Genomic DNA, 26,408 nt, shown 5'->3' on the forward strand with positions numbered 1-26,408 from the left:
GCTTGGGTGGACAATAGGCGCACGCCGTTTCCCCAATCTGATGCCATGCTCGAAGACAGCGCCCGCCTGACCTCCCTCATCTGCGGCACCGAGCCGCTCAACCGGATCTGGTCGCCCCGCGCGACGATCCAGCGGATGCTCGACGTCGAGGCCGCGCTCGCGCGTGCGCTTGCCGCGCAGCAGGTGATTCCCGCCGCCGCGGTCGCGCCGATCGAACGCGCGTGCGATGCCAGCCGGCTCGACGCCGACGCGCTCGCGCACGGTGCGGCGCTCGGCGGCAATCTCGCGATTCCGCTCGTCAAGCAGCTCACCGCGCAGGTGAAGGCCGACGATCCCGAGGCCGCGAAGTTCGTGCACTGGGGCGCGACGAGCCAGGACATCATCGATACCGCCACCGTGCTGCAGTTGCGCGACACGCTCGACGTGCTCGAGCCGATGCTGGACGAAGCATGCGCATCGCTCGCGGCGCTCGCGCGCACGCATCGCGCGACGCCGATGATCGGCCGCACATGGCTGCAGCAGGCGCTGCCGATCACGCTCGGCCTGAAATTCGCGCAATGGCTCGATGCGCTGCTGCGCCATCGCGCGCGCTTCGCCGAATTGCGCGAGCGTGCGCTCGTGCTGCAGTTCGGCGGTGCGGCCGGTACGCTCGCGAGCCTGCGCGAGCAGGCGGCCGGCGTCACGGCTGCGTTGGCGGCGGACCTGAAGCTCGCGGCGCCGGCCGTGCCGTGGCACACGCAGCGCGACCGCATTGCGGAAGCCGCGTCCTGCTTCGGGATGCTGACGGGTACGCTCGGCAAGATCGCGCGCGACGTGTCGCTGCAGATGCAGACCGAAGTCGGCGAGCTTGGCGAGCCGGCCGCCGCCGGCAAGGGCGGCTCTTCGACGATGCCGCACAAGCGCAACCCGGTCGGCTGCGCAGCCGTGCTGACGGCTGCCGTACGTGCGCCGAACCTCGTCGCGACCGTGTTCGCGGGCATGGTGCAGGAACACGAACGCGCGCTCGGCGGCTGGCAGGCCGAGTGGGATGCGTTGCCCGATCTCGCGCGCCTGACCGGCGGCGCGCTCGCGCAGATCGCGCAGATCGTCGCGGGCCTCGACGTGAACACGGAACGCCTGGCCGCGAACCTCGACCTGACCCGCGGGCTGATTCTCGGCGAAGCGGTGATGCTCGCGCTCGGCGACAAGATCGGCCGGCTCGACGCGCATCACGTCGTCGAAAACGCGTCGAAGGAAGCCGTGCGCACGGGCGCGACGCTGTTCGACGTGCTCGCCGCCGATGCGACCGTGTCGGCGCACCTGTCGCGCGACGCGCTCGCGCGGCTGCTCGATCCCGCTCATTACGTCGGCGAGGCGCAGGCCTACGTCGACGCCGTGCTCGCGCTGCATGCGGGCGCGCAATCACCAGGAGAACATTGATGCCTTTCGCCACTGTCAACGGCGTGAAACTGCATTACCGGATCGACCGTGCCGCGCGCGACGACGCGCCGTGGCTCGTCTTCTCGAACTCGCTCGGCGCCGACCTGCAGATGTGGGCGCCGCAGATCCGCCCGCTCACGCAGCACTTCAACATCCTGCGCTACGACACGCGCGGCCACGGCCATTCCGACGCGCCGGCCGGTTCGTACACGATCGAGCAGCTCGCCGGCGACGTGATCGGCCTGCTCGACCACGTCGGCATCGCACGCGCACATTTCTGCGGGATCTCGATGGGCGGGCTGACGGGGGCTGCGCTGGCCGCACGCTTCCCGTCGCGCATCGTTCGCGCGGTGCTGTCGAACACCGCCGCGAAGATCGGCTCCCCGGAAGTGTGGGCGCCGCGTGCGCAGAAGGCGCGTACCGAAGGGATGGCCGCGCTCGCCGACGCCGTGCTGCCGCGCTGGTTCACCGACGCGTTCGTCGAACGCGAGCCGCGCCTGTTCGACGCGATCCGCGACACCTTCGTGCATACCGACAAGGACGGCTATGCAGCGAACTGCGACGCGCTGAACGCAGCCGACCTGCGCGAAGAGGTGAAAGGCATCGCGCTGCCGGTGCTCGTCGTGACCGGCGCGAAGGACATGTCGACGCCGCCCGATCAGGGCCGCGCGCTGGCTGCCGCGATTCCGGGTGCGCAGCACGTCGAATTCGACGCCGCGCATATTTCGAACATCGAGTGCACCGACGGCTTCAACCGCGCGCTGCTCGATTTCCTGACCGCGTGAGGCACCGGCGATGGATGACCAGGAACGTTATGAAGCAGGGATGAAGGTGCGTCGCGCGGTGCTCGGCGACGCGCACGTCGACCGTTCGCTCGAGAACCGCACCGAGGTGACCGACGAATTCCAGAACCTGATCACGCGCTATGCGTGGGGCGAGATCTGGACGCGCGACGGCCTGCCGCGCCATACGCGCAGCCTGCTGACCATCGCGATGATGGTGGCGCTGAACCGCGGCGAGGAACTGGCGCTGCACCTGCGCGCCGCGCGCAACAACGGCGTGACGCGTGACGAGATCAAGGAAGTGCTGCTGCAGACCGCGATCTATTGCGGGGTGCCAGCCGCGAACTCCGCGTTCCATCTCGCGGACAAGATCTTCAAGGAGCAGGACGGGGCCGCCTAGGTGCGGCCGGCCAAGTTGCCGGGCGTAGTCCGAGCTTGAGTCGAGGCCCGCTGAGGGTGGCGGGCCTCGACGATGAATGAACGCGCCGGCAGAGCATCGGCGCGCGGCGCACCGGATGGCCGGTGCGCGAACAAAGGCAAGACGTGGTTCCGAGGCCGCGTCGCTTATATATCAGGAGACTCGCGATGAATCGCGCACCCGTGGTCGATGTCCAGACCTTCATCAACGAGCAGCCGTTCGGCGGTTTTCAATGGCTCGTATTCCTCATGTGTTTCGTGATCGTGCTGCTCGACGGCTTCGATACGGCTGCGATCGGCTTCATCGCGCCGTCGCTGCTCGGCGAATGGAACCTCACCAAACCGGATCTCGCACCGGTGCTGAGCGCCGCGCTGTTCGGCCTCGCGTGCGGTGCGCTCGTGTCGGGCCCGTTGTCCGACAAGCTCGGGCGCCGCTCGCTGCTGCTCGGCTCGGTGTTCCTGTTCGGCGTCGCATGCCTGATGTCCGCATTCTCGACGACCATCGGGCACCTGACGATCCTGCGTTTCATCACTGGCGTCGGGCTGGGCGCGGCGATGCCGAACGCGGTCACGATGATGGGCGAGTTCTGCCCGGACAAGCGCCGCGCGACCGTGATCAACCTGATGTTCTGCGGCTTCCCGCTCGGCGCCGCGTTCGGCGGTTTCCTCGCCGCATGGATGATTCCGCATTTCGGCTGGCGCAGCGTGCTGATCCTCGGCGGCGTGACGCCGCTGCTGCTCGGCGTGCTGTTGCTGCTGAAGATGCCGGAGTCGGTGCGCTTCATGGTCGCCAACAACCACACTGTCGATAAAGTTCGCGCGACGCTCGCGCGCATCTCGCGCGATGCGCTGAACGCCGGCTCGTTCGCGATGACCGAAGCCGCACCGCAGACCGGCAGCAAGGGCCTCGGCGTCGTGCTGTCGCGCTCGTACATCGTCGGCTCGGTGATGCTGTGGCTCGCGTACTTCATGGGCCTCGTGATCTTCTACGCGTCGATCAACTGGATGCCGATCCTGCTCAAGGATGCCGGCCTGACGCCGAAGAGCGCGACGCTGATCTCCGCGCTGTTCCCGCTCGGCGGCGTCGGCGCAGTGCTGTGCGGCGTGCTGATGGACCGCTTCAACGCGAACCGTGTGATCGCGGTGTGCTACGCGCTGACCGCGGTGAGCGTCTATGCGATCGGGCAGGCGGCCGGTAACGTCGGGCTGCTCGTGCTGGTCGTGTTCGTGGCCGGCGTGCTGATGAATACCGCGCAATCGTCGATGCCGGCGCTGGCTGCCGCGTTCTATCCGACCGAAGGGCGTGGCACGGGTGTCGCGTGGATGCTCGGCGTCGGCCGCTTCGGCGGGATTGCAGGATCGTTCCTCGTCGCCGAGCTGACGCGCCGGCATTTCTCGTTCGCGGGCGTGTTCGCGACGATCGCCGTCGCGGGCTTGCTCGCGTGTGTCGCGCTGCTGATCAAGCAGATGGCGCGGCCGCATGGCGTGACGCAGCCGGCAGGCAAGATCGAATCGCTCGGGCATTGAGCGAAGCGCGGGCCGGTGCGATGCGCCGGCCCGTCGATACGGCGGCCGGCGGGCCGCCGGCTATTCCTCCGCGTCGTGTTTCTTCACGAAGTCGCGCAGATACGCGCGCAGCGCGGCCTCCCGGCTGCGATGATCGGCGAGGTTCGCGGCGCCCATCTCTTCCTCTTCGCCGAACATCGTCGGCGGCGCGCTGTAGATACCGATCTCGATGTCCTCGCGCAGTACGCGAATCTCGTGCGTGAACGGGTGATACTCGGCGATCCAGTGCATCCCCTCGATGTGTTCGCCCGCCCTCAGCAATGGCTTCATCGATACTCTCCCGGCAGCAGCGGCGCAACCGGCGAAACGGTGGCGCGCGCCCGTATCAAAAGGGTACGCCTGCATCGGGCGAATCTCAACGGGCGCGCGGTGAGCGCTCACTACGCCAGCAGGTGCGCGGCCAGCGGATACAGCGACAGGATCAGCAGCACGGCCATCGTCATGTTGAACATGCGCAGCGCGCGGGGGTTCGACAGGAAGCGGCGCAGGCCGAGGCCGAAAGCGGCCCACAGGCAGATACACGGGAAGCCGATCAGGATGAACACGACGGCCATCCAGGCGGCGTTCATCCCGTAGTCGGCGGACAGGCGAACCGTCGTCGCGGCGGTCAGCACCATCATCCAGGCCTTCGGGTTGATCCACTGGAACGCTGCGGCTTCGATGAACGTCATCGGGCGCGGCTTGCCGCCGTGCGCCTTCACTTCGCCCGACGTGCCGATGCGCCACGCGAGGTACAGCAGGTACGCGACGCTCGCGGCTTCGAGGATTGTATACAGCAGCGGCATGCGCTTGAACGCTTCGCCGAGGCCGAAGCCGACGCAGAGCATCAGGATCGCGACGCCGATGCTGATGCCGAACAGGTGCGGCATGGTGCGGCGGAAACCGAAATTGACGCCGGATGCGAGCAGCATCGTGTTGTTCGGGCCGGGCGTGATCGACGTGACGAGCGCGAACAGCATGCCGGCGGGCAACGCGCTGAGGGTGAGGAATTCCATCGCGGATTCTCCATTCGGTTCTGGACTGGGATGGAGGTCAGTTTAGCGACGGTTTTCTGTACAGTACCGGTACAGTTGGGTTGACGAATACCGGTACGGGGGGGAAGGGGTGGGATGGGGTTGCGGGCTTGTTGTTGGCTCTCAGAAAAGATGTCCGCAGTCTCAATATGTTGTCTTTGAATAAAAGGCGACATATCAGCGGCTATCAGCCAAATTTGTGTCATCCCGAGCGGATACGAGGTTAATCCTTGCGAACGAAGAGCTTTTGCACAATTTTCGATCGATAGCATCGTATCGTTGACGTCTCATTTGACGGTGAGCACAGCCGTTTCTCCCCCGGCGGTTTGCAAGGTCCCGTGCCTGGGCGCGCAGACATTTAACGACCGCCTTGTCGCGGGCGGCTGACATACGGCAAAGCGTATTCGCGATAGAAGAAAGCGATGGCGATGGACGGTTGGGATCCGCGCCATTCAAACAACTGCTTTCTGTGGATGCCGTCCTCCGGCGGCGATAGCGTCTACGCTCGCCCGCCCTGCACCACCAGCGTTTGCAGGTAGCGCAGCGACGCGTGAACCAGGCCGCCACGGAATGCCGGTGTGTCGAGGTTGTCGCCCCATACGAACGCATGACGATGCGCGGCTTCGCATATTAGCGTCTGTCGCTGGCGCCTGCCTTCAGTCCTGCGCACTCAATTCCCGATATCGCCCGCCGTGGTAGACGAGGGGCTTGCGGGGTACCGCGGAAAACCGCTCGACGGAACCGATGAACATCCGATGATCGCCCGCATCAATGCGCGATGCTATTTGACATTCGAAGCGTGCGCTACAGCCTTCAAGGAGCGGCGCTCCTCCCAGCCCCGGCGACACGACCAACCCGAGGAATTTATCTCCGACGCTCGTCGCGAATCGCTGTGCCAGTTCTACCTGGTCGAGCGCGAGCACATGTGCCGCGTAGTGCGTGACCTGCTGGAACGCGTCAAATCGGGAACTGGTGCGTGACAGGCTCCATACGATGAGCGGCGGCTCCATCGACACCGAGTTGAACGAGTTGACGGTCAGGCCGATCACGCAGCCGTCCGGCGCGCGCGCAGTGATGATGGCGACGCCGGTGGCAAAGCTGCCGAGCGCGGTTCGCAACGCACGCGTATCGACCGAGGAGCCGCAGTCGGGGCGGGTGACAGTGTCGTGGGTGGACATGGGCAGCGGTATCGTGAAAACGGGGATCAGCAGGTTATCGGTCCGACGCCAGCGGTCGGGACGCAATCGCTGGCACCGCTTCGTCTTGCGCCGGGGCTTGCACCCGTCTGAAGACGCTGGAGCTTGCGGCTACCAGTGCGAGCACGGCACCGATCGACGTTATCAGGATGGCGGGGCGGTCATGTACGAGACCGAATACGATGGCAACTACGACCGCACCGATCGACTGGCCCAGCAGTCGGCCCAGCGACTGGAGGCCGGATGCGCCACCGCTGCGTTCGCGAGGTGCGCTGCCCATGATGACGCGGTTGTTTGGCGATTGGAACAGACCGAAGCCGAGGCCGCACACGGCCAGTCGCCAGCCGATGTCGAACGGGGACGGTGAATCACCGAGCCAATGGAGCGTCGCAAGGCCGCTACCGAGCAGGAGCAGCCCGATGCTGCTGATGCGTTCGGCCGGCATGCGGTCGGAGAGCCGGCCTGCGATTGGCGCAATCAGCGCGGTCATCAACGGCCAGGGCGTCATCAGCAAGCCGGTTACGCTCTCGGAGTGGCCGAGCGTCTGCTCGAAATAAAACGGTAGCGCGACCAGGGCCATCGTCTGAGAGGCGAACGAGCAGATCGACGTTACCATCGACAGCGCGAACACCGGCATGCACAGCAGGTCGATCGGCAACAATGGCGCAGTGAGACGCCTTTCGCGCAGCACGAACACAGTACCGACCACCAGTGCGCCGGCGACCATCATGACCCCGCGTTGCGTAGAGCCGGCTTCGCTGAACGTTGCCAGTCCCGAGATGAGCAAACCGAATGTGATCGCGTTGAGAACCGAGCTCAGCTTGTCGAGGTGCTTGCTGGACGCTGGAGTAATCGGCAGCGCGCGAGCGCCGATGGCGAGCGCCAGCAGACCGAGCGGCACGTTCACGAGGAACAGCCATTGCCAGTGCGCCACCGACAGGATCGCCGATGCAACGCTCGGTCCTGCCGCCGACGACACGGCGACGACCAGAGACGCGTACCCGACACCGACGCCGAGTTGCGCCTTCGGATAGATGAAACGCACCAATGCGATATTGACGCTCATGATGCCTGCCGCGCCAAGCCCCTGGACGATGCGCGCGCACGTCAGCACCGGCAGCGTATGCGCGCTGGCGCAGGCAAACGAGGCCGCGGTGAATACCGCGAGCCCGGACCAGTAGATCCGCTTGTAGCCCACGATGTCGCCGAGTGCGGCCAGCGGCAGCAGCGAGACGGTGATCGCAAGCTGGTACGCATTGACAACCCAGATGGCGAGGGCCGGCGACACCGCCAGATCGCGGCCGATCGTGGGTAGGGCGACGCTGACGATCGAGCTGTCGAGCACCGCCATGATGATCGCAATCGCGATCGTTACAAAAGCAAACGAGCGTTGAGGATTGGGCAGGCCGTCAGTCATTTTCTCGATGGGTTGTTCATAAGGAGGTGCGACGTGCAAACGCTCATTTGTTCGGCGCGCCGGGTTGGCGGCCGTCATAGCCTTCGACGATCAGCACGTCCGCCGTCGAGTAAGGGTCGCGCTTTGCCTTGATCTTCACGTAATCGGCCGATTCGTAGCAGGCAAGCGCCGTCGCGTAGTCATCGAACTCAATCACGACCGTGCGGGCGCGGCTCGCGCCTTCCTTGACGACATGAGGCGCGCCGCGAATCAGGAAGCGCGCGCCGTACTTCGCGAACACTTCCGCATTTGCGGTGATATAGGACTGGTATCCGTCGGTGTCGTGAACGTCGACGTGACCGATCCAATAGCCTTTCGCCATGTCACACTCCCTCCACGACCACGATGTTGGCCACCGCTTTGCCCGCGCGGCACTTCATCGCGGCCTGATACTCGGGTGAGTAATAGTATGCGTGCGCCGCCTCATAGGACGGGAACTCGAGGATCACGTTGCGCATCGTACCGTCGCCTTCGAGGACTTCGCAGCGCCCGCCGCGTGCCAGCAACTTTGCGCGATGGTGCTGGATCGCCTTCGTCGCGGCGTCGATGTAATGCTGAAAGCCCTCTGGATCGGAAACGCTGATATTGCCGATAATGTAGCCTCTTGCCATCGTTTTTCTCCTGCTCAGGTTCTTGATTGGCTTCGTCGTCCAGGTAGTCCGGCAAGGGCTCGGAAAAATGAGATGGACGGCGGCCCAAGTCGCACGACATGGCGATTCAAGCTCGTCACATTACCCGCTTCGTCCCGGCGTCGGTTGACGAATCGTGATGCGTGACCTCTCGGTTTGAGATGCCTCCATTTCTGGCGCTACGCTAGACTGCGAAGCGTTGTCGCAGCGAGTCCCCAGGCGACCGAGCATTCTTCGCCTGGAGATATATATGATTCTGCGTGGCATCTGAAGCGATTAAATTAGTTCTACAAAAAAATCGTTTCAGAGACAAATGCGATTTCGGCGTCGGCGTGTCGGCGTCGTGATCCTTCGTCAAGCTCGACAAATCCCCAGGGGGCGCAAATGAACGCAGTGTTGTGCGGCATCGGTGGCTGCATTCCACCGAATGTAGTCACCAACGAAGGGGTTCTCGGAAAAAAGCGCCTGTCGGACTGGATTGAAAGAATGACCGGGATCGTCGAGCGCCGGATGGTGACGGATGGCCTGTCCACCCGCGATCTCGCGATCGTGGCCGGCGCCCGCGCGCTGAAGTCGGCCAGCTATCCGCCGATCGATGCGGTGGTCGTGGCGACTGCATCGCCTGACCGCATCTGCCCGGCGATTGCGCCGGAGGTGGCCACACGGCTCGGTCTGGGCACGGTGGCGGCCTACGATATCAATTCCGCCTGTAGCGGCTTCGTCTACGGCCTGGCGACTGCGGCCGGCCTCATCGGCGCCGGCATCGCGCGGCACGTGCTGTTCATCGGTGCCGAGGCGTTCACGACGATGGTCAATCCGGACGATCGGAACACTCGGCCTATCTTCGGCGATGGCGCCGGCGCCGTCGTGTTGCGCGTCGGCGGTGCCGACGAGCCGGGCGCCCTCGGTGCGTTCGATCTGGGCAGCGACGGTGAATGGCCGGACCTGCTTTCGATCAATGCGGGCGGTTCCAGGCAGCGCGCGTCGAGCGGTCTCGGGCATGGCGAGCTGGCCATCGAGGACTGGTACCTGCAGATGGACGGCGCGAAGGTCTACAGCCATGCGGTCTCCCGTATGACCGAGTCGGCGAAGCGGGTGCTCGCACGCGCCGAATGGTCGCGTCACGACATCGACTGGTTCGTCGGACATCAGGCGAACGTGCGGATCCTCAATACGATCGGCTACGAACTCGGTCTTCCTGACGACAAGATCGCCGTGAACATCGGACGCGTGGGTAACACAGTCACCGCGTCGATCCCGTTGTTGCTCACGGAGTTGGCCGATGCGGGCAGGCTTGTCGCGGACGATCGTATCGTGATCAGCGCATTTGGTGCGGGCCTGTCATGGGGCTCGACCGTGATGACCTGGCCCAGGCTTGAAGTCGAGGGTATTGAATGGCCGGCATCCGAAGCTTCTGCAAGCTCAAACCCACAACCTGAACAAACCTACGTAGGAGAGTAAGAAATGCACGTGACCATCGAATCCCTGGCGAAAGTCGTTTCGGAACGCTTCAAGATCGATCCGAGCCAGATTGTTCCGGATGCAACGCTCGAGCAGCTCGGCTTTGATTCGCTGTCGCAGGTCGATCTCGCCGTACTGCTCGAGCGCAAGCTCGATCTCAAAATCAGCGACGCGAAGCTGTACGAAATCTCGAAGATCGGCGATATCCTGGCCGTGGCCAACGGAAGCATGTGATGCAGCCGTTCTCGGCCACAATCACCGGCTTGGGGCTCGTGACGTCGGCAGGCACGGACGTCGCGGCCAACTGGCAGCGCGTGCTGTCCGGCGCGGCCACGGCCACCACCGATGCCGCGCTCGACGACTTGCCTGTCCGGATCTCGTGCCGGGTGCCGGGGTTCGAGTCGATGGATCTGGGCCTGGCCCATCCATGGCAATGGGATCGTTTCTCTCAGTTCGCGTTGCTGGCGGCACGAGAGGCGGTACGCGATGCCGGTCTCGAACCCGGGCAGTGGGAGGACAGTAGCCGCGTCGCGGTCATCATCGGGTCGGGCGCGGGCGGCACCCTGACGCTGGAAGCGCAGCATGCGGTGCTGTTGAACGAAGGCGCGGACGACATCTCGTCGCTGACCCTGCCGATGGGACTCCTCAACATGGCGGCCGGGCAGGTCGCCATCGCGCTCGGCGCCAGAGGGCCGTGCTTTGCCCCTTGTTCGGCCTGCGCCTCGGGCGCATCGGCGATTGGTCTGGGCAAGGAGCTGCTGCGCAGCGGCGCAGCAGACATCGTGATTGCGGGCGGCAGCGAGGCGCCGATTACGCGATTCTACGTGTCGGCGTTTGCGCGGATGCGGGCGTTGTCGCGCAACCCAGATGCCGGCACCGCGTCTCGTCCGTTCGACGCCGCGCGCGACGGCTTCGTCATCGGCGAGGGCGCCGGCATCGTCGTGCTGGAGTCCGACGAACACGCACTGCGCCGCGGCGCGCGTGCGCGAGCCCGGTTGCTCGGCTATGGCGCATCGGCAGATGCGCATCACGTCACGTCTCCGCATCCGCAAGGGCTCGGAGCGACGCTCGCGATGCAGGCCGCGCTCAGGGATGCCGGGATCGACGCGTCGATGGTTGGCTATGTCAACGCGCACGGCACGTCGACACCGGGCAATGATGTCGTCGAGGCGACTGCCATTCGCGAACTCTTCGGTGCGCGCGTTCCGGTCAGCTCGACGAAGGGTGTCACCGGCCACCTGCTCGGCGCGGCGGGTGCAGTCGAGGCCGTGTATGCGGCGTTGGCCGCGTCGCAAGGCTATGCGCCGCCGACTGCCAACTTGCGCAATCCGGACCCGCGGATCGATCTGAATCTCGTCGTCGGGGAGCCCCGGCGGCTGGACACGCCAGTCGCGCTTTCAAACTCGTTCGGATTCGGCGGGCAAAACGTATCACTAGTCATTGGCGCATAACGACGCGCAACCAGAAAGGCACTCAGAGGGACACTATGTCAACGGCAGCAGCTATGTACGCGGAGACGGACACCGTCTCCGCTCGCGACGAACTGGTCGGGATCGTATTCGACGGGAATTTTGAAACCGTGCACGAGGATATTCGGAATGCACTGTTCGATCCGGTGTTCGAGCATCATCCGAATCTGACGCTGGCACAGGCGGGCCGCCTGTCGTATGAGCGCAGCCGGAAATTGCATAGCAAGCTCGAAGCGCCACTCGAAATCCTGCGCAACCCGCTGCGCCTGTATGCCCTCGCGGAGTGGTGCGGCCTGATGGACGTGTCGTGCTTTTCGCTGGTGATGGTTCACAACAACTTGAGCCTCGGCACCGTGTTCGATCACGCGGCGAAGCGCGACGACATCGCCGACTATGTCGGCGAGCTGAACTCGCTGACGTCGTTCAGCCCGTACATGGCCACCGAGCTTGGCTATGGCAACAACGTGGCGGCGTTGCGCACGGAAGCGGTCTACGACCATGCGACGCGCACGTTCGTGCTGAACACGCCGGACCAGATGGCTCAGAAATTCATGTCGTACAGCGGCTTTTCGGATATCCCGAAGATCGCGATCGTGATGGCGCGGCTGAAGGTCGAGGGGGTCGACTGCGGTGTGTTCCCGTTTCTCGTGCGGATTTCCACCGAAGCCGGGCTGTGTGAAGGCATTCGTGCAGTGCCTTGCCCGGAGAAGCCGGTGCAGGGCCTCGACAACGGCCTGACCTGGTTCGATCACGTTCGCATTCCCGCGCGCAACGTCATCCTCGGCGACATGGCGGAGATCACCGAGGACGGCAAGTTCAAGCCCGCGATCGCCAATTCGCGTACACGGTTCCACAAGGCGATGTCCCGCATCGTCCCGGGGCGGCTGTGCGTGTCCAGTTCGGCGGCAGCGCTGGGCCGCGCGAGCGTCTACCTCGCGTTGCGCTACGCGCAGAAGCGACTGACCAACGCGCCCGGCACGAACGAGATGCCGATCATCGAGTATCGCAGCCACCAGCTCGCGACGTTCACGGCACTTGCGAAGGTCTACGGGCTCACGCTGTTTGCGAACTACGTGAAGCGGGAGTATGTGCGCGAAATCGACGATCCGTCGCCGCGCGTGCTGACCCTGATCAACATCCTGAAGCCGGTGGTCACGTGGGAGGTGGACGCGATCGTCACACTGTGTCGCGAACGGTGCGGCGCGCAGGGGATCTTCGGCATCAACCGGATTATCGATTTCGGCACGTTGTTGCCCGGTGTCGTTACCGCCGAAGGCGACAACCCGGTGCTGCTGTCGACGACCGCCGGTCAGATGCTGGCCCAGCCGTGGCGAGAAAGTGTTCCGGCGCCGCAGCAATGCGCGAGCGGTGACGTGACGGACTGCGAATGGCTGATAGAGCTGCTCCGTTTCCGCGAGTACAAGCTGTGGACCTCGATCCGCGAGAAAAAGGAACAGTCAGAGCACAAGGGTTACTTCGATGCGTGGAACGACGTGATCAACGATGCAATCGAGATGGCTCGACTGCACGGAATCCGGGTCGCATTGCAGGAACTCAGCGGGGCCGCGGCCCGCGCGCGGAACACCGAGGTCGGGCAGGCGCTGAATCTGCTCGGCTCGCTGTTCGGGATCAGCGAGCTGCAGCGCCATGCCGGCTGGTACATGGCGCACGGCGTGCTCGAGGGGCAACAGGTGCTGTCGCTGCCGGCGGCCGCCGATCGGCTGTGCATGTCGCTGCGAGCGCATGTCCCGATGCTGATCGACGGTTTTGCACTGACACCGGAGCTGCTTCGCGCGCCGATCGCGTTCGACGACTACGCGACGGAGTTCTGCCGCCAGGTTGGGGAAAACGTACGCTGACGCGTGCGATAGCCTGATCCGAAACAAGGGAGTGACGAATGGCGGTGCATGTTTATCCGTGCCCGGTACGCTGGGCCGACATGGATGTTTATGGCGTGGTCAACAACGTGTCCTTTCTGCGACTGCTGGAAGAGGCCCGGGTCGACCTGATCTGGCGGCTCGGCTCGCAGGACGGCGATGCGTTCTTCAGCGGTGGCTCGGTCGTCGTGCGGCACTCGATCGCGTACAAGAGCCCGCTCGTGCATCGCCATGCCCCGGTCGATATCCACCTGTGGGTGTCGGAGATCAACGCTGCCTCGGTCACGATCGAGTACGAGGTGAGGGACGGCGACACGCTTTACGCGCTCGCGTCGACGACGATGGCGCCCTATTGCTACGAGAGCCGCCATCCGCGCCGTCTCAATGAGCGCGAGGTCGCGTTCCTGGAACGTTTCTTCGACGATCGCCGCGCGATCAAGGCCTAGGAGCCAGACATGCGTCTACTGCGGACAGGCTTGCCAGGCCGCGAGCGCCCGTGTGCGTTCGGGGCGGACGGTGTGGTACGGGATCTTTCGGCATGGGTCGATGATTGGGCGGGCGATGCACTTGATCCCGCGTTCATCGACAGGCTGGCCGAGCGGCTCGTACGCGAGGGCGGCACGTTGCCGAGCGTGGATGTCGAGAGTGAGCGAATCGGTCCTCCGGTGTGTCCGCGCCAGATCATCTCGATCGGTCTGAATTACCATCGGCATGCAGCCGAAGTCGGCATGGCGGTTCCCGACGAGCCCATCGTCTCGACCAAGGCCTGTAACGCGCTCTCGGGCCCCTATGATGACATCGTCATTCCGCCCGGCGCCGTGAAGACCGACTGGGAAGTGGAGCTCGGTATCGTGATCGGCCGTCGCGCGCAGTATCTGCAAAGCCCGGCGGATGCCTGCGCGCACATCGCCGGCTATTGCACGGCAAACGACATCTCCGAGCGGAGCTGGCTGCTGGAGCGCGGCGGGCAGTGGTTCAAGGGCAAGTCGTTCGAGACGTTCGCGCCACTCGGGCCGTGGCTCGTCACGCCGCACGACGTTGCCGATCCGGGGGCATTGCGGCTCACTTGCCGCGTGAACGGGCAGTTGATGCAGGACGACAACACCAGCGACATGATCTTCGGCGTCGCGGAGCTGGTGCATTACCTGAGTCGCTTCGTGATCCTCGAGCCGGGTGACGTGATTCTCGCGGGCAGCCCGGGCGGGATGGCGCTCACCCGGCCGGGGCAGCCCTATCTGCGCGCGGGCGATGTGGTCGAGACGGAGATCGCCGGACTCGGCGTCCAACGTCAGCACTGCCGGGAACATGCACCGGTCGCCGTATCCGCTTGACGTATTGCCTGCATCGTCTGACAGCCGCGCGATCGCTGCGCGGCATCGGAGCATGCGTATCCATACTCATCATCAAGGCTTCAACGAATGGAAAATCACGAGGGTATCGGGAGGTCCGGGCGCAGCCGTCCGTTGCCGGAGCAGATGCTGGAGGAGCTCAAGCTCCGGTTCGGCGCGCAGGTATCGACGGCGGCCGCCGTATGCGAGCAACACGGCCGGGACGAATCGCCGTTCGTCGACGTGGCGCCGCCGCAGGCCGTGGTGTTCGCACACAGCACCCAGGACGTCGTCGACGCGGTCGAGGCCGCGTCGCGCCATGAGGTCGCGGTGATCCCGTTCGGCGCGGGTTCGTCGGTCGAGGGGCATCTGCTGGCTGTCGAGGGCGGCATCAGCCTGGATGTCAGCGGGATGAACCGGGTGCTCGCGATCGATACCGACGACCTTACCGTGACGGTACAGCCGGGGGTGACAAGAAAGCAGCTCAACCGGGAACTGAAGGGCACGGGTCTCTTCTTTCCGGTCGATCCCGGCGCCGACGCGTCGATCGGAGGGATGTGCGCGACACGCGCGAGCGGTACCAACGCGGTGCGCTACGGAACGATGCGCGAGAACGTCCTTGCGCTGCAGGTCGTGATGGCATCGGGCGAGGTGATCCGCACCGGCACGCGCGCGAAGAAGAGCAGCGCCGGCTACGATCTGACGCGCCTGATGGTCGGCAGCGAGGGCACGCTCGGCGTGATCACTGAAATCGTGTTGCGCGTGCATCCGTTGCCGGAGGCCGAGTCTGCCGCCGTGTGTTCGTTTCCGTCGATCGAGACGGCTGTTCGCACGGCGATCCAGATCGTCCAGGCGGGCGTGCCGATCGCGAGGATGGAGCTGATCGACGCGAACAGCATCCGGATGGTCAATGCATACAGCGGGCTGGCGCTGTCGGAAGCGCCGATGTTGCTGATGGAGTTTCACGGGACCGCGAGCGGAGTGGTCGAGCAGGCCGAGACGGTGCGAGCGATCGCCGACGAGTTCGGCGGAGGTTCGTTCGAATGGGCGACGAGCACCGAGGAACGCTCGCGCCTTTGGGCGGCGCGTCACCACGTTTACTTCGCCGCGATTCAGACGAAGCCGGGGTGCCGGGCCGTCAGCACGGACGCGTGCGTGCCGATCAGCCGCCTTACGCAATGCCTGCTCGAGTCGGTGGAAGAGGCCAATGCAACGGGATTGCCGTATTTTCTCGTCGGGCACGTTGGCGACGGCAACTTTCATTTCGGCTATCTAATCGACCCGGAATCGCCCGAGGAGCGCGAGATTGCCGAATCGCTGAATCGGCGGTTGGTGGAGCGCGCAATTCGCCTCGACGGCACCTGTACCGGCGAGCATGGGATCGGTATGCACAAGATGGACTTCCTGGTCCGAGAGGCCGGTCACGGCGCGCTCGAGATGATGCGTGCGATCAAGCGCACTCTGGACCCGAAGAACATCCTGAATCCGGGAAAAATCCTCTACGGGCAAACCACCGATGCCGTAGCCGGCTGACGTGGCCAGTCGCGAATCCGGCCTGGGCGCCGGGATCGTTCGAATGCGTCGTGCGGCCGGTCACGCGCGCGACGAATGACACTCATTCAGGGATGGGGCCAGCGGTGAATACGAATCACGAACTGAGTAACACGCGATCCAGCACCGAGCGTGCGGCATTCGTTACCGGCGGTTCTCGGGGTATCGGCTCGGCGGTGGTCCGCGAGCTCGCACGCCGAGGCTATCGCGTGACGTTCACGTATCTCTCGAACAGCGAGATCGCCGCGTCGCTGGCCGACGAATTCGACGACGGCCGCGTTGTCGCCATACGCGCCGATGCGCGCGACAGCGACGCGATGCGCTCGGCCGTCGATCAATGTATCGAGCGCTTCGGCGGTCTCGACGTGCTGGTCAACAATGCGGGCATGAAGAAAGACCGCGGCGTGAGCGGGTTGAGCATCGCCGACTGGCAGGATGTGATCGACGCGAACCTTGGCAGCTCCTTCTACGGATGCAAGGCGGCGATTCCGCATTTCCTTGCGCAGCGGCGCGGTGCGATCGTCAACATCGCATCGGTCGCGGGACTGATCGGCGTGCCAGGCCAAACCAACTACTGCGCGAGCAAGGCCGGCCTGATCGGGCTGACGCGGGCGCTGGCCGCCGAATGCGCGTCGCGCGGCGTGCGCGTCAATGCGGTTGCGCCGGGCTACATTGCAACCGACATGACGCAATCGCTTGGAGAACGCCGGCTCGAGGAAGCCGCCGACCGCATCCCGATGCGACGCCTCGGGACGCCGGAGGAAGTCGCGAGAACGGTAGCTTTCCTGGCATCCGAAGACGCGTCCTATGTCACCGGTCAGGTGCTTGTCGTGGACGGCGGGTTGATCGCGTAGTCCCGCCGGGGGCGTCGCGCATTGCCGCTCGGGATCGATCCGCGACGGGGCTGGCCAAAGTGAAGTGCCGGTGATCGAAAACTCATAATATTATGGATAACGTAATGAATAGGAAACTTTGCCTGGGCGCATTCATGCGGCCTATCAGTCTTCATAGCGCGTGGTGGCTTCATCCGGATGCTGCTCCACAGGCCAACTTCGATTTCGCGACCATCAAGGGGCTGGTCAAGAAGCTCGAGGATGCATGTTTCGACGCGGTATTCCTGGCCGATCACCTTGCGGTGATGTCGATGCCGGTCAACGCGCTCAAACGAAGCGGCACGATTACGTCGTTCGAGCCGCTGACGCTGTTGTCGGCGCTATCCGCATGCACGACCGACATCGGCCTCATTGCGACCGGTACGACGAGCTACGAAGAGCCTTATCTCACCGCGCGACGCTTTGCGTCGCTCGATCATCTGAGCAACGGCCGGGCCGGGTGGAACATCGTCACGACCGTCAACCCCGAGGCGGCGTTCAACTTTGGACTCGAGTCCGCGCGCGCGCACGCCGAGCGCTACGAGCGCGCCGAGGAATTCTTCAAGGTCGTTACCGGATTGTGGGATGGATGGGGCGACGATGCGCTGGTGATGGACAAGGAGCAAGCGATCTTCTTCGATCCGGACAAGGTAAAGCCGCTCAATCACAAGGGCAAGCATTTTTCCGTGAAGGGCCCGCTGAACATCGCCCGACCGGTGCAGGGCTGGCCGGTGATAGCACTGGCCGGCGCGTCGGACGCCGCGCGCCAGATGGCCGCCGAGTCCGCCGATCTCGTGTTCGGCAACGCCAAGAACATCGATACCGCGCGCAGCTTCTACCGGGATGTGAAAGGACGTGCGGCGGCGGCCGGCAGGGATCCGTCCTGTTTGAAGATACTGCCGGCGAATCAGGTGTACGTCGCCGAGACGCGCGAAGCGGCCTACCGCAAGAAGCAGTTCATGGATGACCTCGTGCACGTCGACAGCAACCTTCCCAATCTGTCGCTGAAGCTCGGTGTGGACGCAACCCGGTTCGATCTCGACAAGCCGCTTCCTGAGATCCCCGAAACCGAGCAGAGCAAGGGGCATCAACGCGAGTGGATCGAGCTCGCGCGACGTGAAGGGCTGACGGTGCGGGAACTGGCGAAGCGCGCGGCCGGTTCAGGCATCGGCGAGATGATCGGCACGCCGTCGGAGATCGCCGACCAGATGGAAGAGTGGCTTGTCACGGATGCGTGTGACGGCTTCATGATGGTGTTCCACAGCGCCCCGGACGGCTACGACGACTTCACACGCATGGTCGTGCCGGAACTGCAACGACGCGGCCTGTTCCGCACGAAATACGAAGGCGCGACTCTGCGCGAGAACATGGGTTTGCCGCGTCCGGCGAGCCGCTGAACGGGGTCGCTAGTCGTGCGTTCCTGGCATGGTCATGACGATCGTTAATGCGCCGCAGTCGGCAGGTTCGATGCCGGCGCCCCAGGTTCGTCGATGAAGGGGAAACTTGCAGTTCGTCGATGAAAGAGTGGAGTCCTGATGGAAAATCTCAAGCTGTACTATTGCCCGGGCCATATGTCGTTTGCCCCGCATGTCGTGCTCCGTGAACTGGGCGTGCCCTTCGAGGCCATCCAGGTTTCGATCAAGGAAGGCGAAACCCAGTCGACGGAATTCCGGCGCATCAATCCCAAGGGCAAGATTCCCGTGCTGGACACCGGCACGGAGATTCTCACGGAATCGTCCGCGATCATGTATTACCTCGCGCTCGCCCATCCCGAATGCAAGCTTGTGCCGGCAACGCCGATGGGCGCGTCCCGCGCGATCGAGTGGACCAACTGGCTGAGCACGATCCTGGCGGGACCGATCAGCCAGCATATTCGTCCCGAGCGCTTTACGGACGAGGAAGCGGGGCGGCCGGGCGTCAAGGACAAGGGTACCGAAAACATCCTCGCGGCCTACGCGGCGATCGATGAACGGCTGACCGGGTGTGAGTGGGCGCTGCCGGACGGCTATTCGATCGTCGATCCCGCGCTGTTGATTTTCTTCAAATGGGGCAATCAGCTGAAGCTGGACATGGGGCAATACGGGCATTGGTGCGCGCATGCGAAGCGCATGGAGGCACGTCCCGCGGTTGCCGCGACGATCCGTGCGGAAAACATTTCGATTTGGTGACGATTCCTGTGTGTCGGGGCCGGCCGGTTTGACCGGAAATGGAGCAATCGTGGATTGGAACTTGAGAGATAAGGATCGGCATGTCGCAGAACCTGGACGATAACGAAGACAACAACGCCGCTGTGCCCGGGGCGTCGAGCAGCGACGCGGGCGGGCGGCGGATGATCAACAGCCCGCACCTGCACAAGCTGCAGAAGCGGCACTTTCTGATGTTCGGCGTCGGTCCGTTCGTCGGCACGCTCTGTGCGCTGTCACTGCTGTTCGTTCGCGGGATCGGCTGGCCGGAGGTCGTCGCATTCTTCGTCATGTGGGCCGTTACCGGCTTGTGCGTTTCGGCAGGGTTCCATCGACTGTTCGCGCACAAGGCCTATGAGACCGGGCCGATATTGCGAAGCGTGATCGCGATCTGCGGCTCGATGGCGGCGCAAGGCAGTGTGGTCGCGTGGGTTGCGATTCACCGGCGGCACCATGAGTATTCGGACAATGAAGGCGATCTGCATTCGCCGAATCTCGCCGGGCCCGGATTAAAGGGGAAACTCAAGGGCTGGCTCCATGCGCACCTAACGTGGATGCTCGCCTATCCGTTTCCGAACCCCACGCAATATGCACCTGATCTGCTGCGCGACGAGCGGATGATGTTCGTGAACCGTCACTACCGGAAGTGGGTGCTGCTCGGTCTCGTGATCCCCGCGGTCGGCTGCGCTCTGATCGAGCATTCATGGTGGGGCCTCGCCACGGGCTTCCTGTGGGGCGGCATGGTTCGCATCTGCGCGGTTGCGCACGGGATGTGGTCACTGAACTCGGTATGCCATCTGATCGGCACGCGCCGCTTCGCGACTTCGGACGAAAGCCGCAACGTGTCATGGCTCGCGCCGTTCGTGTTCGGCGAATCGTGGCACCACAATCATCACGCGTTCCCGCGATCCGCGTCGTTCGGTCTCGAGTGGCACCGCATCGATCCGGGATTCTGGCTGATCTGGCTGCTCGGCAAGACTGGGCTGGTCCACGGCATTCAGGTGCCGTCCCGCGAGCAGATCGTCCAACGCGCGATCGGGTAGTTCCCGGCCCACCCCCGCGTGATTCGATGGGGGGGCCGCGGAGCTTCAGCGCGTGAGCGCGGCTACGATTGCGTCTCCCATCTCGCGCGTGCCTACCTTGCGGGTACCTTCCTCCCAGATGTCTGCCGTGCGCAAGCCTTGCTCCAGCACCGACTTGACCGCGTGCTCGATGCGCTCGGCCGCAACGTGCAGATCCAACGAGTAGCGCAGCATCATCGCCGCCGAAAGGATCGTCGCGAGCGGATTGGCGAGGTCCCGGCCGGCGATGTCGGGCGCGGAGCCGTGCGAGGGCTCATACAGTCCCTTCCCGTTTGCGTCAAGCGACGCGGACGGGAGCATACCGATCGAGCCGGTAAGCATCGCGGCCTCGTCCGACAGGATGTCACCGAACAGGTTGCCGGTGACGATGACATCGAATGCCTTCGGTGCGCGTACCAGTTGCATCGCAGCGTTGTCGATGTACATGTGCGAAAGCTCGACGTCGGGATACGCACGTGCGGTTTCGATCATCGTGTCGCGCCAGAATTGCGAAGTCTCGAGCACGTTGGCCTTGTCCACGCTGCACAGACGCTTGCCGCGCCGTTGTGCCGCCTGGAACGCGACGTGCGCGACGCGTTCAATTTCAGGCTTGCTGTAGCGCATTGTGTCGAAGCCTTCGGGGCTGCCCTCGAACAGTCCATCCGGCGCGCGTCGTACCCCGCGCGGCTGGCCAAAATACACGTCGCCGGTCAGATCGCGGATGATCAGGATGTCGAGGCCGGAAACGACTTCGGGCTTGAGCGTCGACGCGCCGGCCAGTTCCGGGTAAAGCATTGCCGGGCGCAGGTTCGCGAACAGGCCGAGTTGCTTGCGCAGCCCGAGAATCGCCTGTTCCGGACGCAGCGGACGCTCGAGCGTGTCGTATTGCCAGTCGCCCACCGCCCCCAGGAGGATCGCGTCGGCCGATCGGGCGAGGGTGAGCGTCGACTCAGGTAACGGGTGGCCGTGTGCCGCATAGCCCGCACCGCCGACTGGTGCTTCCTGCAGTTCGAACGGCTGGTCGAGGGCGTTCAGCACCTTGACTGCCTGTTCGATGATTTCGGGACCGATGCCGTCACCCGGCAAGACTGCTATTTTCATACTCATCAGAAATTTGCCTCGTTGATTGGAAGAGAAAGTGTTGCGTCAGCGAACACCGCTGCCTGTCCTTCGAGATGTCGCGCGCCATTGCGGTCGTTCCAGATCAGGAAAGGATGGGCCGGTTCCCAGCGGTTGCGGCGGCGCACGTTGCTCGCGCGATGCGCCGGATCGCGCGGTGCGGACAAAGGTATGCACCGGTTCCGAGCGCGGGAAATCGCCGGTTCGTCCACGTCAGCGTGGCGCGAGTGCCGGTAGCGGACACTATAGTGACCGCATATCCGATGCCGAAGTGCCGACTCGGCATGGCATTCATCTCCAAAATGGAGCGGAAGCCGGCATTTCGCCCGCCCGGTTAGGCCTGCTGTTCGCGTTGGATCAAGAAATTCGCCAGCGTGGCGGCAGCTGCGCTCAGATGCGCTCGCCCGTGGGAGATCAGAAACAGCTGGCGCGCTGCCCATGGCTCCGCGAGCGGTCGCAGCACGACGTCGAGCGTATCGACGTAGAGTTCGCCGACATGCTGCGGCACGATCGCGATGCCGAGCCCCGCGTGCACCATCCGGCACATGGCGTCCAGGCTGCATGCTCGAATCCGGGTGTTCAGCGTCGTACCAAGCGCCGCGGCTTCGTGCTCCAGCAGTTGCATGAGGGCCGTTTCGTGCCGTAATCCGACGAAGCCTTCGTCGATCAACTCCCGCAGTCTCAACGAGTCGGCCGCCACGAAGCGATGCTGCTTTTGCAGGATGACGAACAACTGGTCCGTGCGGTAGGGCGTGCTTTCGAACTGGTCGATCCCGCTGACCGCGGTGCAGATGCCGAAATCGGCACCACGCTTGGCCATCGTGCGTAGGGTGTCCGCGCTGCTGCACTCGTCGAGTTCGATGGTGATCTCGGGAAACAGGTGCCCAAAATCGGCAATGTCTTCAGGCAGGAACTGCACAATGGACGACAGATTGGCAACGACCCGGACGCAGCCCTTGACGCCCGAGCAGAACTGCGAAAGCTCGGTGCCGAGCAATTTGATATTGCTCGCGATGGTAAGTGCGCTGCGGCGCACGACCTCTCCCGCGGGTGTGACGGTGATGCCGCGCGCGTGGCGCTGGATCAGGGGCAATCCGACCAGTGCTTCGATTTCGGCAATTCGTCTGCTCACGGCTGAGGGCGTTATGAATTCGCGCTCAGCCGCGCGGGCAATGTTTTTCTCCTGGCAGACGGCGACAAACAGGCGAAGGGAAATCAGGTCGAGCTTTCTTATTAAATTTTCCATCTTGACACTGGCCTTAAATGCCCAAAGACGCAGAAGGATCGGTAGTCACTTCCTCGACTGCAAACCTGATTAGTACGGCGGCCTGCGACGTTTGTGCCAGATACCGAATCCAATGATGCGGCACCAATATCTCTCTCTCAGAAGATATTGGTCGCGAGAAGAATTAGTTTGTCAAATTTTCTCTTATTCGTAGACCGCCTCCTGATTTGAGATAATGATGCCGACCGTACGCAGCGGGAAATTATGCGGTCACCTTACGCTTTTCAGGCGATACGCGGATTATTCATCCTGATTGGACTTTGAATAACCTCGTGGCCGACAGTTTGCGGGAGTGATGATCTATAATTCACAATTAAATAGTAGATGACTAACTTCGTCATTACAATAGAACTGAAAATACCACCATAATTATTTCAAATTCCTTTCTTTATTATTTCAAATTCAAGCGAGTCGATCTACCACGTCCGGCGAGATGGAGTTGACCTGAGACGTTTCTTGTAGCCGTTCGGCAAGTGAGTTCTCTTTTATCCTAGAGGCACGGAGAACTCGATGAAGAAGCGATTTTCCGACGAGCAGGTCATTCGAATCTTGCGCGAGGCCGAGAGCCGGGACGAGCCGGTGAAGGATCTGTGCAAGCGCCACAACATCTCGGAACAGACGTTCTATCGTTGGCGCAACAAGTTCGGCGGCATGGATGTGGCCGATGCCCGCCGGCTCAAGGATCTGGAATCGGAGAACGAGCGGCTCAAGCGTTTGATCGCCGAGCAATTGCTGGTCGGTCATCGACGGCCTGAAGGAATTCGGTCGAAAAAAATGAGTACCCCAACGGGCCGGCGCGACGCGCTGGAAGTCCTGACTCGGCGGGAGCTATCTCAACGCAAGGCATGTTGCTATCTGGGGCTGAGTCGCCGGGTGGCAACCTATACGCTCAAGCATCCGGAGAAGGATCGGAGCCTGGGCGAGCGACTGATTGCTGCCGCTCAGGAAGTGCCGCGCTTCGGCTACCGACGTATGTCGGCTTGGCTGGCGCTGAGCGAATCGCGCGTGCGGCGAATGTGGCGGGCCTTGCAGCTCAACATTCCGCGGCGGCGGCCTCGCCGTCGTCGTTGTGGTAGCGACATTCGTCTGCCCGGTGCGACACAACCCAATTCGGTATGGAGCTACGACTTTGTGCACGACCAGTTGGTGGACGGGCGGGCGTTGAAGATGCTTTGCGTGATCGATGAATTCACCCGCGAGTGCCTGGCGATCGAAGTCGGCGCCAGCTTGCGGTCGCAGGATGTGATCTTGACGCTGTCGCGGCTGATGCGGCTGTGCGGCAAGCCCACGTTCGTTCGGTCTGACAACGGCGCTGAATTTGCCGCTGCCAAGGTCACGCGCTGGCTGCGAGACGCTGCAATCGGTCCGGCCTTCATCGCGTCCGGCAGTCCGTGGCAAAACGGATTCGTCGAAAGCTTCAACGGCAAGCTGCGTGACGAATTGCTTAACCGCGAATGGTTCCGCAGCCGGGCCGAGGCCAAGGTGCTCATCGAACGCTGGCGGCAGTTCTACAACGAACACCGCCCCATAGCGCACATCGCTATCAACCTCCCGACACGGTCCGTCGAGCCTGGCTGGATTCCAATAATATCGACGTGAGACTCACTGCCTGATTGGTCACAAAATTCCGCCTCAGGTCAAGTATGCGGCGGCTCAATTGTGTGCGCGGCTGATTAAGGGTAACTGGGACGATACGCTTTGCCCACGCGACGCGATCGAACTGCTGGAGGACGTGACGGAATTCGGCTACCGGCTCGACCGCAGCCTGGCGCAACTGCGTCTGAGCGGCGCGTTCGACGGGGCCCGCGCGTTCGTGCTCGGGCAGTTCACGCGCTGCCCGATCCCGGACGGCGCGGATTTCACGCTCGAGCAGATGCTTGTCGACGTGCTGGGCGGCTTCGGCCTGCCGATCTGTTCGGGTCTGCCGATCGGACATGAACACCGCAACATCACTTGGTAATACGGCAACCAGGCTGCCATCGAGAACAGCGCGATCCGGTTCGTCGCGTAGCGTCGAATCTGGTTCTGTCGCAATAAGACCGTCTGGTAGAGTGACGAGACGAGAGCGAGGGAGTCGAGAGATGAACCCCAAGCTGAATACCGGCCTAGCAAAAGTGTTCAAGCGCCTACATTATCCTTTCGATGTGATGTTGTTGTGCGTGCGCTGATACGTCGCTTACCCGCTGAGCCTTCGGCATCTTGAAGAGATGATGGCGGAGCGCGGGCTGTTGGTCGACCACTCGACGGTGCATCGCTGGGCGCTGAAAATGTTGCCGCGGCTGGAGAAGGCGTTTCAGTGCCGCAAGCGGCCGGTCGGCGGAAGTTGGCGGATAGACGAGACCTATGTGAAGATCGGCAAGGAGTGGAAGTACCTGTACCGTGCCGTCGACAAGGCGGGCGACACCATTGACTTCCTGCTGCGAGCCAAGCGGGACAAGGCTGCGGCCCGCCGCTACTTCGAGAAGGCGATCGATCAGAGCGGCGCACCCGAGACTGTGACGATCGACAAGAGCGGCGCGAATCTGGCCGCCTTGAAAGACATCAACGCCGAACGCGAGGAGCCGATCAAGGTTCGTCAAAGTAAGTACCTGAACAACATCGTCGAGCAGGACCACCGAGCGATCAAATGGCGAACTCGCCCGATGATGGGCTTCAAGAATTTTCGAGGTGCGAGGATAGTGCTCGGCGGCATCGAAGTAATACATATGATCCGAAAAGGGCAAATGAAGTCGATTCGCAAGAATCAGACAGCTGTAGAGCAATTCTATTCGTTGTATTTCTAAGGAATCCTGGGGGATCCCAGGGACGTCTGTCGACCTTCGTCCTTATCGCGACAGAACCCGCGACAGAACCAACGCGGACGTTGCGTCATATCCGCCGACGAGAAACTCGAGCTCGGGTTGATACCCCAGAGGCAGTGAGTACGCTTCCATGTCGCGCTCATACAGCTGACGCATGTGATGAAGAAAGGCTTCAGCTACACCAGCCACGGTTTCTGCGGCATCTCCACGACTCAGGAAGTCCTCGGCATGAGAGTGAATGGTGGACCCGGCTAAGGTTGCCAAGCCAGATGTGACTGCGGCTGCTTCTACCCCGCCGTGAGAGATGGAGAACATCTCATGAACCGGTCGAAATCGAGGGACGGCGGCGAATCGCGGGCCAGATCAGGATTCGTGGCGGATTACTCGGCGCACACTATTTGCACATTTATGGCACAAGCAGTGTCGACGGTGCTGGTCGTTGAAACGCCCGTCTGTGGCGCCGCTTGTTGCCAAGTTCCGTCGAGGGATCTAGGCAGGGCCGTGACATTTCCAAGGACGACTATTTTGAGAATTATCGCGGCCAAGGACAACTTTTCTGAGACGCGAAGCATGCGGAACTCTCAGAAAAGATGTCCAAGTCCTTGATTTTTTTAGGGTGCCAAAGACACCTTTTTTGAGAGCCCACACTTGTGTTGTCCCTCAGAAAAGATGTCCGTGGTCTCAATATGTTGTCTTTGAATAAAAGACGGCATCCTACGCGTTGGGGATGAGATTTGACTCGCTCTTCGAGAATGTTGTGGGCAATATTTGGCAGTGTGTGATTTTGACGCAATATTGGATCGACATCATCGTGTCGTTGTTGCCGCACTGAGGGTACCCAATCGCCACTTCACTTCGAACGCTTATCGGCAGAGCCAGGAGCGGGGGAGCGTGAACGGCTAACGCTTAAGCTACGCAGGACG

The 26,408-nt window shown here is 63.0% G+C and carries 27 protein-coding genes and 1 pseudogene; 18 read left to right on the top strand and 10 right to left on the bottom strand.

Annotated elements, in window-relative coordinates:
• The first annotated feature begins 45 nt into the window (after positions 1 to 45).
• The 4 genes from F3J15_RS12195 (at position 46) to F3J15_RS12210 (ending at position 4,145) form a co-directional block, all read left to right on the top strand.
• Positions 46 to 1,419 carry a 3-carboxy-cis,cis-muconate cycloisomerase gene (locus tag F3J15_RS12195; RefSeq protein WP_166891184.1) on the top strand — a complete coding sequence of 458 codons (1,374 nt, stop codon included), beginning with the start codon at positions 46 to 48 and terminating at the stop codon, positions 1,417 to 1,419.
• Positions 1,419 to 2,204 carry a 3-oxoadipate enol-lactonase gene (pcaD, locus tag F3J15_RS12200; protein WP_089498043.1) on the top strand — a complete coding sequence of 262 codons (786 nt, stop codon included), beginning with the start codon at positions 1,419 to 1,421 and terminating at the stop codon, positions 2,202 to 2,204. The genes F3J15_RS12195 and pcaD overlap by 1 nt, the downstream gene beginning before the upstream one ends.
• A 10-nt stretch (positions 2,205 to 2,214) precedes the next feature.
• Positions 2,215 to 2,601: a 4-carboxymuconolactone decarboxylase gene (gene pcaC, locus F3J15_RS12205; RefSeq protein WP_046548861.1), complete on the top strand. Its 387-nt coding sequence runs from the start codon at positions 2,215 to 2,217 to the stop codon at positions 2,599 to 2,601.
• A 185-nt stretch (positions 2,602 to 2,786) separates the two neighbouring features.
• The gene (locus F3J15_RS12210; protein ID WP_166891187.1) at positions 2,787 to 4,145 is read left to right on the top strand and encodes an MFS transporter; all 1,359 of its coding nucleotides are present in this window, start codon (positions 2,787 to 2,789) and stop codon (positions 4,143 to 4,145) included.
• A gap of 60 nt (positions 4,146 to 4,205) precedes the next feature.
• On the opposite strand, the gene F3J15_RS12215 is transcribed toward F3J15_RS12210, so the two are convergent.
• The 6 genes from F3J15_RS12215 to F3J15_RS12240 form a co-directional block, all read right to left on the bottom strand.
• Entirely contained in the window at positions 4,206 to 4,454 is a 249-nt protein-coding gene (locus F3J15_RS12215) for a hypothetical protein (RefSeq protein WP_166891189.1), read from the bottom strand.
• Positions 4,455 to 4,564: 110 nt separating this feature from the next.
• Complete coding sequence (locus F3J15_RS12220; RefSeq protein ID WP_166891192.1) at positions 4,565 to 5,179, bottom strand: LysE family translocator; 615 nt, start codon at positions 5,177 to 5,179, stop codon at positions 4,565 to 4,567.
• A 674-nt stretch (positions 5,180 to 5,853) separates the two neighbouring features.
• On the bottom strand, positions 5,854 to 6,375 hold the full coding sequence (locus F3J15_RS12225; RefSeq protein WP_166891195.1) for a flavin reductase family protein: 522 nt from the start codon (positions 6,373 to 6,375) through the stop codon (positions 5,854 to 5,856).
• A gap of 34 nt (positions 6,376 to 6,409) precedes the next feature.
• Positions 6,410 to 7,810 (bottom strand): MFS transporter, encoded by a 1,401-nt coding sequence (locus F3J15_RS12230; protein WP_166891197.1) that lies wholly within the window; start codon positions 7,808 to 7,810, stop codon positions 6,410 to 6,412.
• A gap of 43 nt (positions 7,811 to 7,853) precedes the next feature.
• On the bottom strand, positions 7,854 to 8,171 hold the full coding sequence (locus tag F3J15_RS12235; protein WP_166891200.1) for a DUF1330 domain-containing protein: 318 nt from the start codon (positions 8,169 to 8,171) through the stop codon (positions 7,854 to 7,856).
• Between the two features lies 1 nt (position 8,172).
• Complete coding sequence (locus tag F3J15_RS12240; RefSeq protein ID WP_166891203.1) at positions 8,173 to 8,460, bottom strand: DUF1330 domain-containing protein; 288 nt, start codon at positions 8,458 to 8,460, stop codon at positions 8,173 to 8,175.
• A 402-nt stretch (positions 8,461 to 8,862) separates the two neighbouring features.
• On the opposite strand from F3J15_RS12240, the gene F3J15_RS12245 reads away from it, so the two are divergent.
• The 11 genes from F3J15_RS12245 (at position 8,863) to F3J15_RS12295 (ending at position 20,262) form a co-directional block, all read left to right on the top strand.
• Positions 8,863 to 9,939 (top strand): beta-ketoacyl-ACP synthase III, encoded by a 1,077-nt coding sequence (locus tag F3J15_RS12245; RefSeq protein ID WP_166891206.1) that lies wholly within the window; start codon positions 8,863 to 8,865, stop codon positions 9,937 to 9,939.
• A 3-nt stretch (positions 9,940 to 9,942) separates the two neighbouring features.
• On the top strand, positions 9,943 to 10,173 hold the full coding sequence (locus tag F3J15_RS12250; RefSeq protein WP_166891209.1) for an acyl carrier protein: 231 nt from the start codon (positions 9,943 to 9,945) through the stop codon (positions 10,171 to 10,173).
• Positions 10,173 to 11,390 carry a beta-ketoacyl-[acyl-carrier-protein] synthase family protein gene (locus F3J15_RS12255; protein ID WP_166891212.1) on the top strand — a complete coding sequence of 406 codons (1,218 nt, stop codon included), beginning with the start codon at positions 10,173 to 10,175 and terminating at the stop codon, positions 11,388 to 11,390. The genes F3J15_RS12250 and F3J15_RS12255 overlap by 1 nt, the downstream gene beginning before the upstream one ends.
• 53 nt (positions 11,391 to 11,443) lie before the next feature.
• Positions 11,444 to 13,267: an acyl-CoA dehydrogenase gene (locus tag F3J15_RS12260; protein WP_166891215.1), complete on the top strand. Its 1,824-nt coding sequence runs from the start codon at positions 11,444 to 11,446 to the stop codon at positions 13,265 to 13,267.
• A 38-nt stretch (positions 13,268 to 13,305) separates the two neighbouring features.
• A complete protein-coding gene (locus F3J15_RS12265) occupies positions 13,306 to 13,731 on the top strand; it encodes a thioesterase family protein (protein WP_166891218.1) in 426 nt (141 codons plus the stop codon).
• Positions 13,732 to 13,740: 9 nt separating this feature from the next.
• Positions 13,741 to 14,616, top strand: a complete 876-nt coding sequence (locus F3J15_RS12270) for a fumarylacetoacetate hydrolase family protein (protein WP_166891221.1) — start codon at positions 13,741 to 13,743, stop codon at positions 14,614 to 14,616.
• 87 nt (positions 14,617 to 14,703) lie between these two features.
• A complete protein-coding gene (locus F3J15_RS12275; protein ID WP_166891224.1) occupies positions 14,704 to 16,146 on the top strand; it encodes an FAD-linked oxidase C-terminal domain-containing protein in 1,443 nt (480 codons plus the stop codon).
• Between the two features lie 104 nt (positions 16,147 to 16,250).
• Positions 16,251 to 17,018 carry a 3-oxoacyl-ACP reductase family protein gene (locus F3J15_RS12280; protein WP_345891456.1) on the top strand — a complete coding sequence of 256 codons (768 nt, stop codon included), beginning with the start codon at positions 16,251 to 16,253 and terminating at the stop codon, positions 17,016 to 17,018.
• 104 nt (positions 17,019 to 17,122) lie between these two features.
• Positions 17,123 to 18,433 carry an LLM class flavin-dependent oxidoreductase gene (locus F3J15_RS12285; protein ID WP_166891324.1) on the top strand — a complete coding sequence of 437 codons (1,311 nt, stop codon included), beginning with the start codon at positions 17,123 to 17,125 and terminating at the stop codon, positions 18,431 to 18,433.
• 138 nt (positions 18,434 to 18,571) lie between these two features.
• Complete coding sequence (locus F3J15_RS12290) at positions 18,572 to 19,204, top strand: glutathione S-transferase N-terminal domain-containing protein (protein WP_166891230.1); 633 nt, start codon at positions 18,572 to 18,574, stop codon at positions 19,202 to 19,204.
• An 80-nt stretch (positions 19,205 to 19,284) separates the two neighbouring features.
• The gene (locus F3J15_RS12295) at positions 19,285 to 20,262 is read left to right on the top strand and encodes a fatty acid desaturase (protein ID WP_166891232.1); all 978 of its coding nucleotides are present in this window, start codon (positions 19,285 to 19,287) and stop codon (positions 20,260 to 20,262) included.
• A 45-nt stretch (positions 20,263 to 20,307) separates the two neighbouring features.
• Here F3J15_RS12295 and leuB read toward each other — a convergent pair whose 3' ends face one another.
• From leuB to F3J15_RS12310, 3 genes are all read right to left on the bottom strand, one after another.
• Positions 20,308 to 21,381, bottom strand: coding sequence for a 3-isopropylmalate dehydrogenase (gene leuB / locus F3J15_RS12300; protein WP_166891326.1), 1,074 nt, complete (start codon positions 21,379 to 21,381; stop codon positions 20,308 to 20,310).
• Positions 21,382 to 21,386: 5 nt separating this feature from the next.
• Positions 21,387 to 21,566 (bottom strand): hypothetical protein, encoded by a 180-nt coding sequence (locus F3J15_RS12305; RefSeq protein ID WP_166891235.1) that lies wholly within the window; start codon positions 21,564 to 21,566, stop codon positions 21,387 to 21,389.
• Between the two features lie 167 nt (positions 21,567 to 21,733).
• A complete protein-coding gene (locus F3J15_RS12310) occupies positions 21,734 to 22,645 on the bottom strand; it encodes a LysR family transcriptional regulator (protein ID WP_166891238.1) in 912 nt (303 codons plus the stop codon).
• 549 nt (positions 22,646 to 23,194) lie between these two features.
• Here F3J15_RS12310 and F3J15_RS12315 point away from each other — a divergent pair.
• The 3 genes and pseudogenes from F3J15_RS12315 (at position 23,195) to F3J15_RS12325 (ending at position 25,467) form a co-directional block, all read left to right on the top strand.
• Positions 23,195 to 24,297, top strand: a protein-coding gene (locus tag F3J15_RS12315; protein WP_166891241.1) for an IS3 family transposase whose coding sequence is annotated in 2 segments (ribosomal slippage) — positions 23,195 to 24,206 and positions 24,206 to 24,297 — 1,104 coding nt in all. Because the reading frame shifts where the segments join, the coding sequence is not laid out codon by codon here.
• Positions 24,298 to 24,341: 44 nt separating this feature from the next.
• A complete protein-coding gene (locus F3J15_RS12320) occupies positions 24,342 to 24,644 on the top strand; it encodes a hypothetical protein (protein WP_240158587.1) in 303 nt (100 codons plus the stop codon).
• A 121-nt stretch (positions 24,645 to 24,765) separates the two neighbouring features.
• Positions 24,766 to 25,467 (top strand): annotated as a pseudogene (locus tag F3J15_RS12325) (IS6 family transposase).
• A gap of 42 nt (positions 25,468 to 25,509) precedes the next feature.
• Here the strand turns inward: F3J15_RS12325 and F3J15_RS12330 are convergent.
• Positions 25,510 to 25,800, bottom strand: coding sequence for a hypothetical protein (locus F3J15_RS12330; RefSeq protein ID WP_240158588.1), 291 nt, complete (start codon positions 25,798 to 25,800; stop codon positions 25,510 to 25,512).
• Positions 25,801 to 26,408 lie beyond the last annotated feature (608 nt).

Source organism: Burkholderia sp. Ap-955, assembly GCF_011753045.1.
Lineage (GTDB): Bacteria > Pseudomonadota > Gammaproteobacteria > Burkholderiales > Burkholderiaceae > Burkholderia > Burkholderia lata_D.

Coding starts and splice junctions, on each gene's coding strand:
- F3J15_RS12295 (WP_166891232.1), top strand. CDS start 19,285: ATGTCGCAGAACCTGGACGATAACGAAGACAACAACGCCGCTGTGCCC.
- F3J15_RS12270 (WP_166891221.1), top strand. CDS start 13,741: ATGCGTCTACTGCGGACAGGCTTGCCAGGCCGCGAGCGCCCGTGTGCG.
- F3J15_RS12260 (WP_166891215.1), top strand. CDS start 11,444: ATGTACGCGGAGACGGACACCGTCTCCGCTCGCGACGAACTGGTCGGG.
- pcaD (WP_089498043.1), top strand. CDS start 1,419: ATGCCTTTCGCCACTGTCAACGGCGTGAAACTGCATTACCGGATCGAC.
- F3J15_RS12230 (WP_166891197.1), bottom strand. CDS start 7,810: ATGACTGACGGCCTGCCCAATCCTCAACGCTCGTTTGCTTTTGTAACG.
- F3J15_RS12290 (WP_166891230.1), top strand. CDS start 18,572: ATGGAAAATCTCAAGCTGTACTATTGCCCGGGCCATATGTCGTTTGCC.
- F3J15_RS12255 (WP_166891212.1), top strand. CDS start 10,173: ATGCAGCCGTTCTCGGCCACAATCACCGGCTTGGGGCTCGTGACGTCG.
- leuB (WP_166891326.1), bottom strand. CDS start 21,381: ATGAAAATAGCAGTCTTGCCGGGTGACGGCATCGGTCCCGAAATCATC.
- F3J15_RS12285 (WP_166891324.1), top strand. CDS start 17,123: ATGAATAGGAAACTTTGCCTGGGCGCATTCATGCGGCCTATCAGTCTT.
- F3J15_RS12220 (WP_166891192.1), bottom strand. CDS start 5,179: ATGGAATTCCTCACCCTCAGCGCGTTGCCCGCCGGCATGCTGTTCGCG.
- F3J15_RS12310 (WP_166891238.1), bottom strand. CDS start 22,645: ATGGAAAATTTAATAAGAAAGCTCGACCTGATTTCCCTTCGCCTGTTT.
- F3J15_RS12250 (WP_166891209.1), top strand. CDS start 9,943: ATGCACGTGACCATCGAATCCCTGGCGAAAGTCGTTTCGGAACGCTTC.
- F3J15_RS12210 (WP_166891187.1), top strand. CDS start 2,787: ATGAATCGCGCACCCGTGGTCGATGTCCAGACCTTCATCAACGAGCAG.
- F3J15_RS12215 (WP_166891189.1), bottom strand. CDS start 4,454: ATGAAGCCATTGCTGAGGGCGGGCGAACACATCGAGGGGATGCACTGG.
- F3J15_RS12275 (WP_166891224.1), top strand. CDS start 14,704: ATGGAAAATCACGAGGGTATCGGGAGGTCCGGGCGCAGCCGTCCGTTG.
- F3J15_RS12330 (WP_240158588.1), bottom strand. CDS start 25,800: ATGTTCTCCATCTCTCACGGCGGGGTAGAAGCAGCCGCAGTCACATCT.
- pcaC (WP_046548861.1), top strand. CDS start 2,215: ATGGATGACCAGGAACGTTATGAAGCAGGGATGAAGGTGCGTCGCGCG.
- F3J15_RS12240 (WP_166891203.1), bottom strand. CDS start 8,460: ATGGCAAGAGGCTACATTATCGGCAATATCAGCGTTTCCGATCCAGAG.
- F3J15_RS12195 (WP_166891184.1), top strand. CDS start 46: ATGCTCGAAGACAGCGCCCGCCTGACCTCCCTCATCTGCGGCACCGAG.
- F3J15_RS12245 (WP_166891206.1), top strand. CDS start 8,863: ATGAACGCAGTGTTGTGCGGCATCGGTGGCTGCATTCCACCGAATGTA.
- F3J15_RS12225 (WP_166891195.1), bottom strand. CDS start 6,375: ATGTCCACCCACGACACTGTCACCCGCCCCGACTGCGGCTCCTCGGTC.
- F3J15_RS12235 (WP_166891200.1), bottom strand. CDS start 8,171: ATGGCGAAAGGCTATTGGATCGGTCACGTCGACGTTCACGACACCGAC.
- F3J15_RS12265 (WP_166891218.1), top strand. CDS start 13,306: ATGGCGGTGCATGTTTATCCGTGCCCGGTACGCTGGGCCGACATGGAT.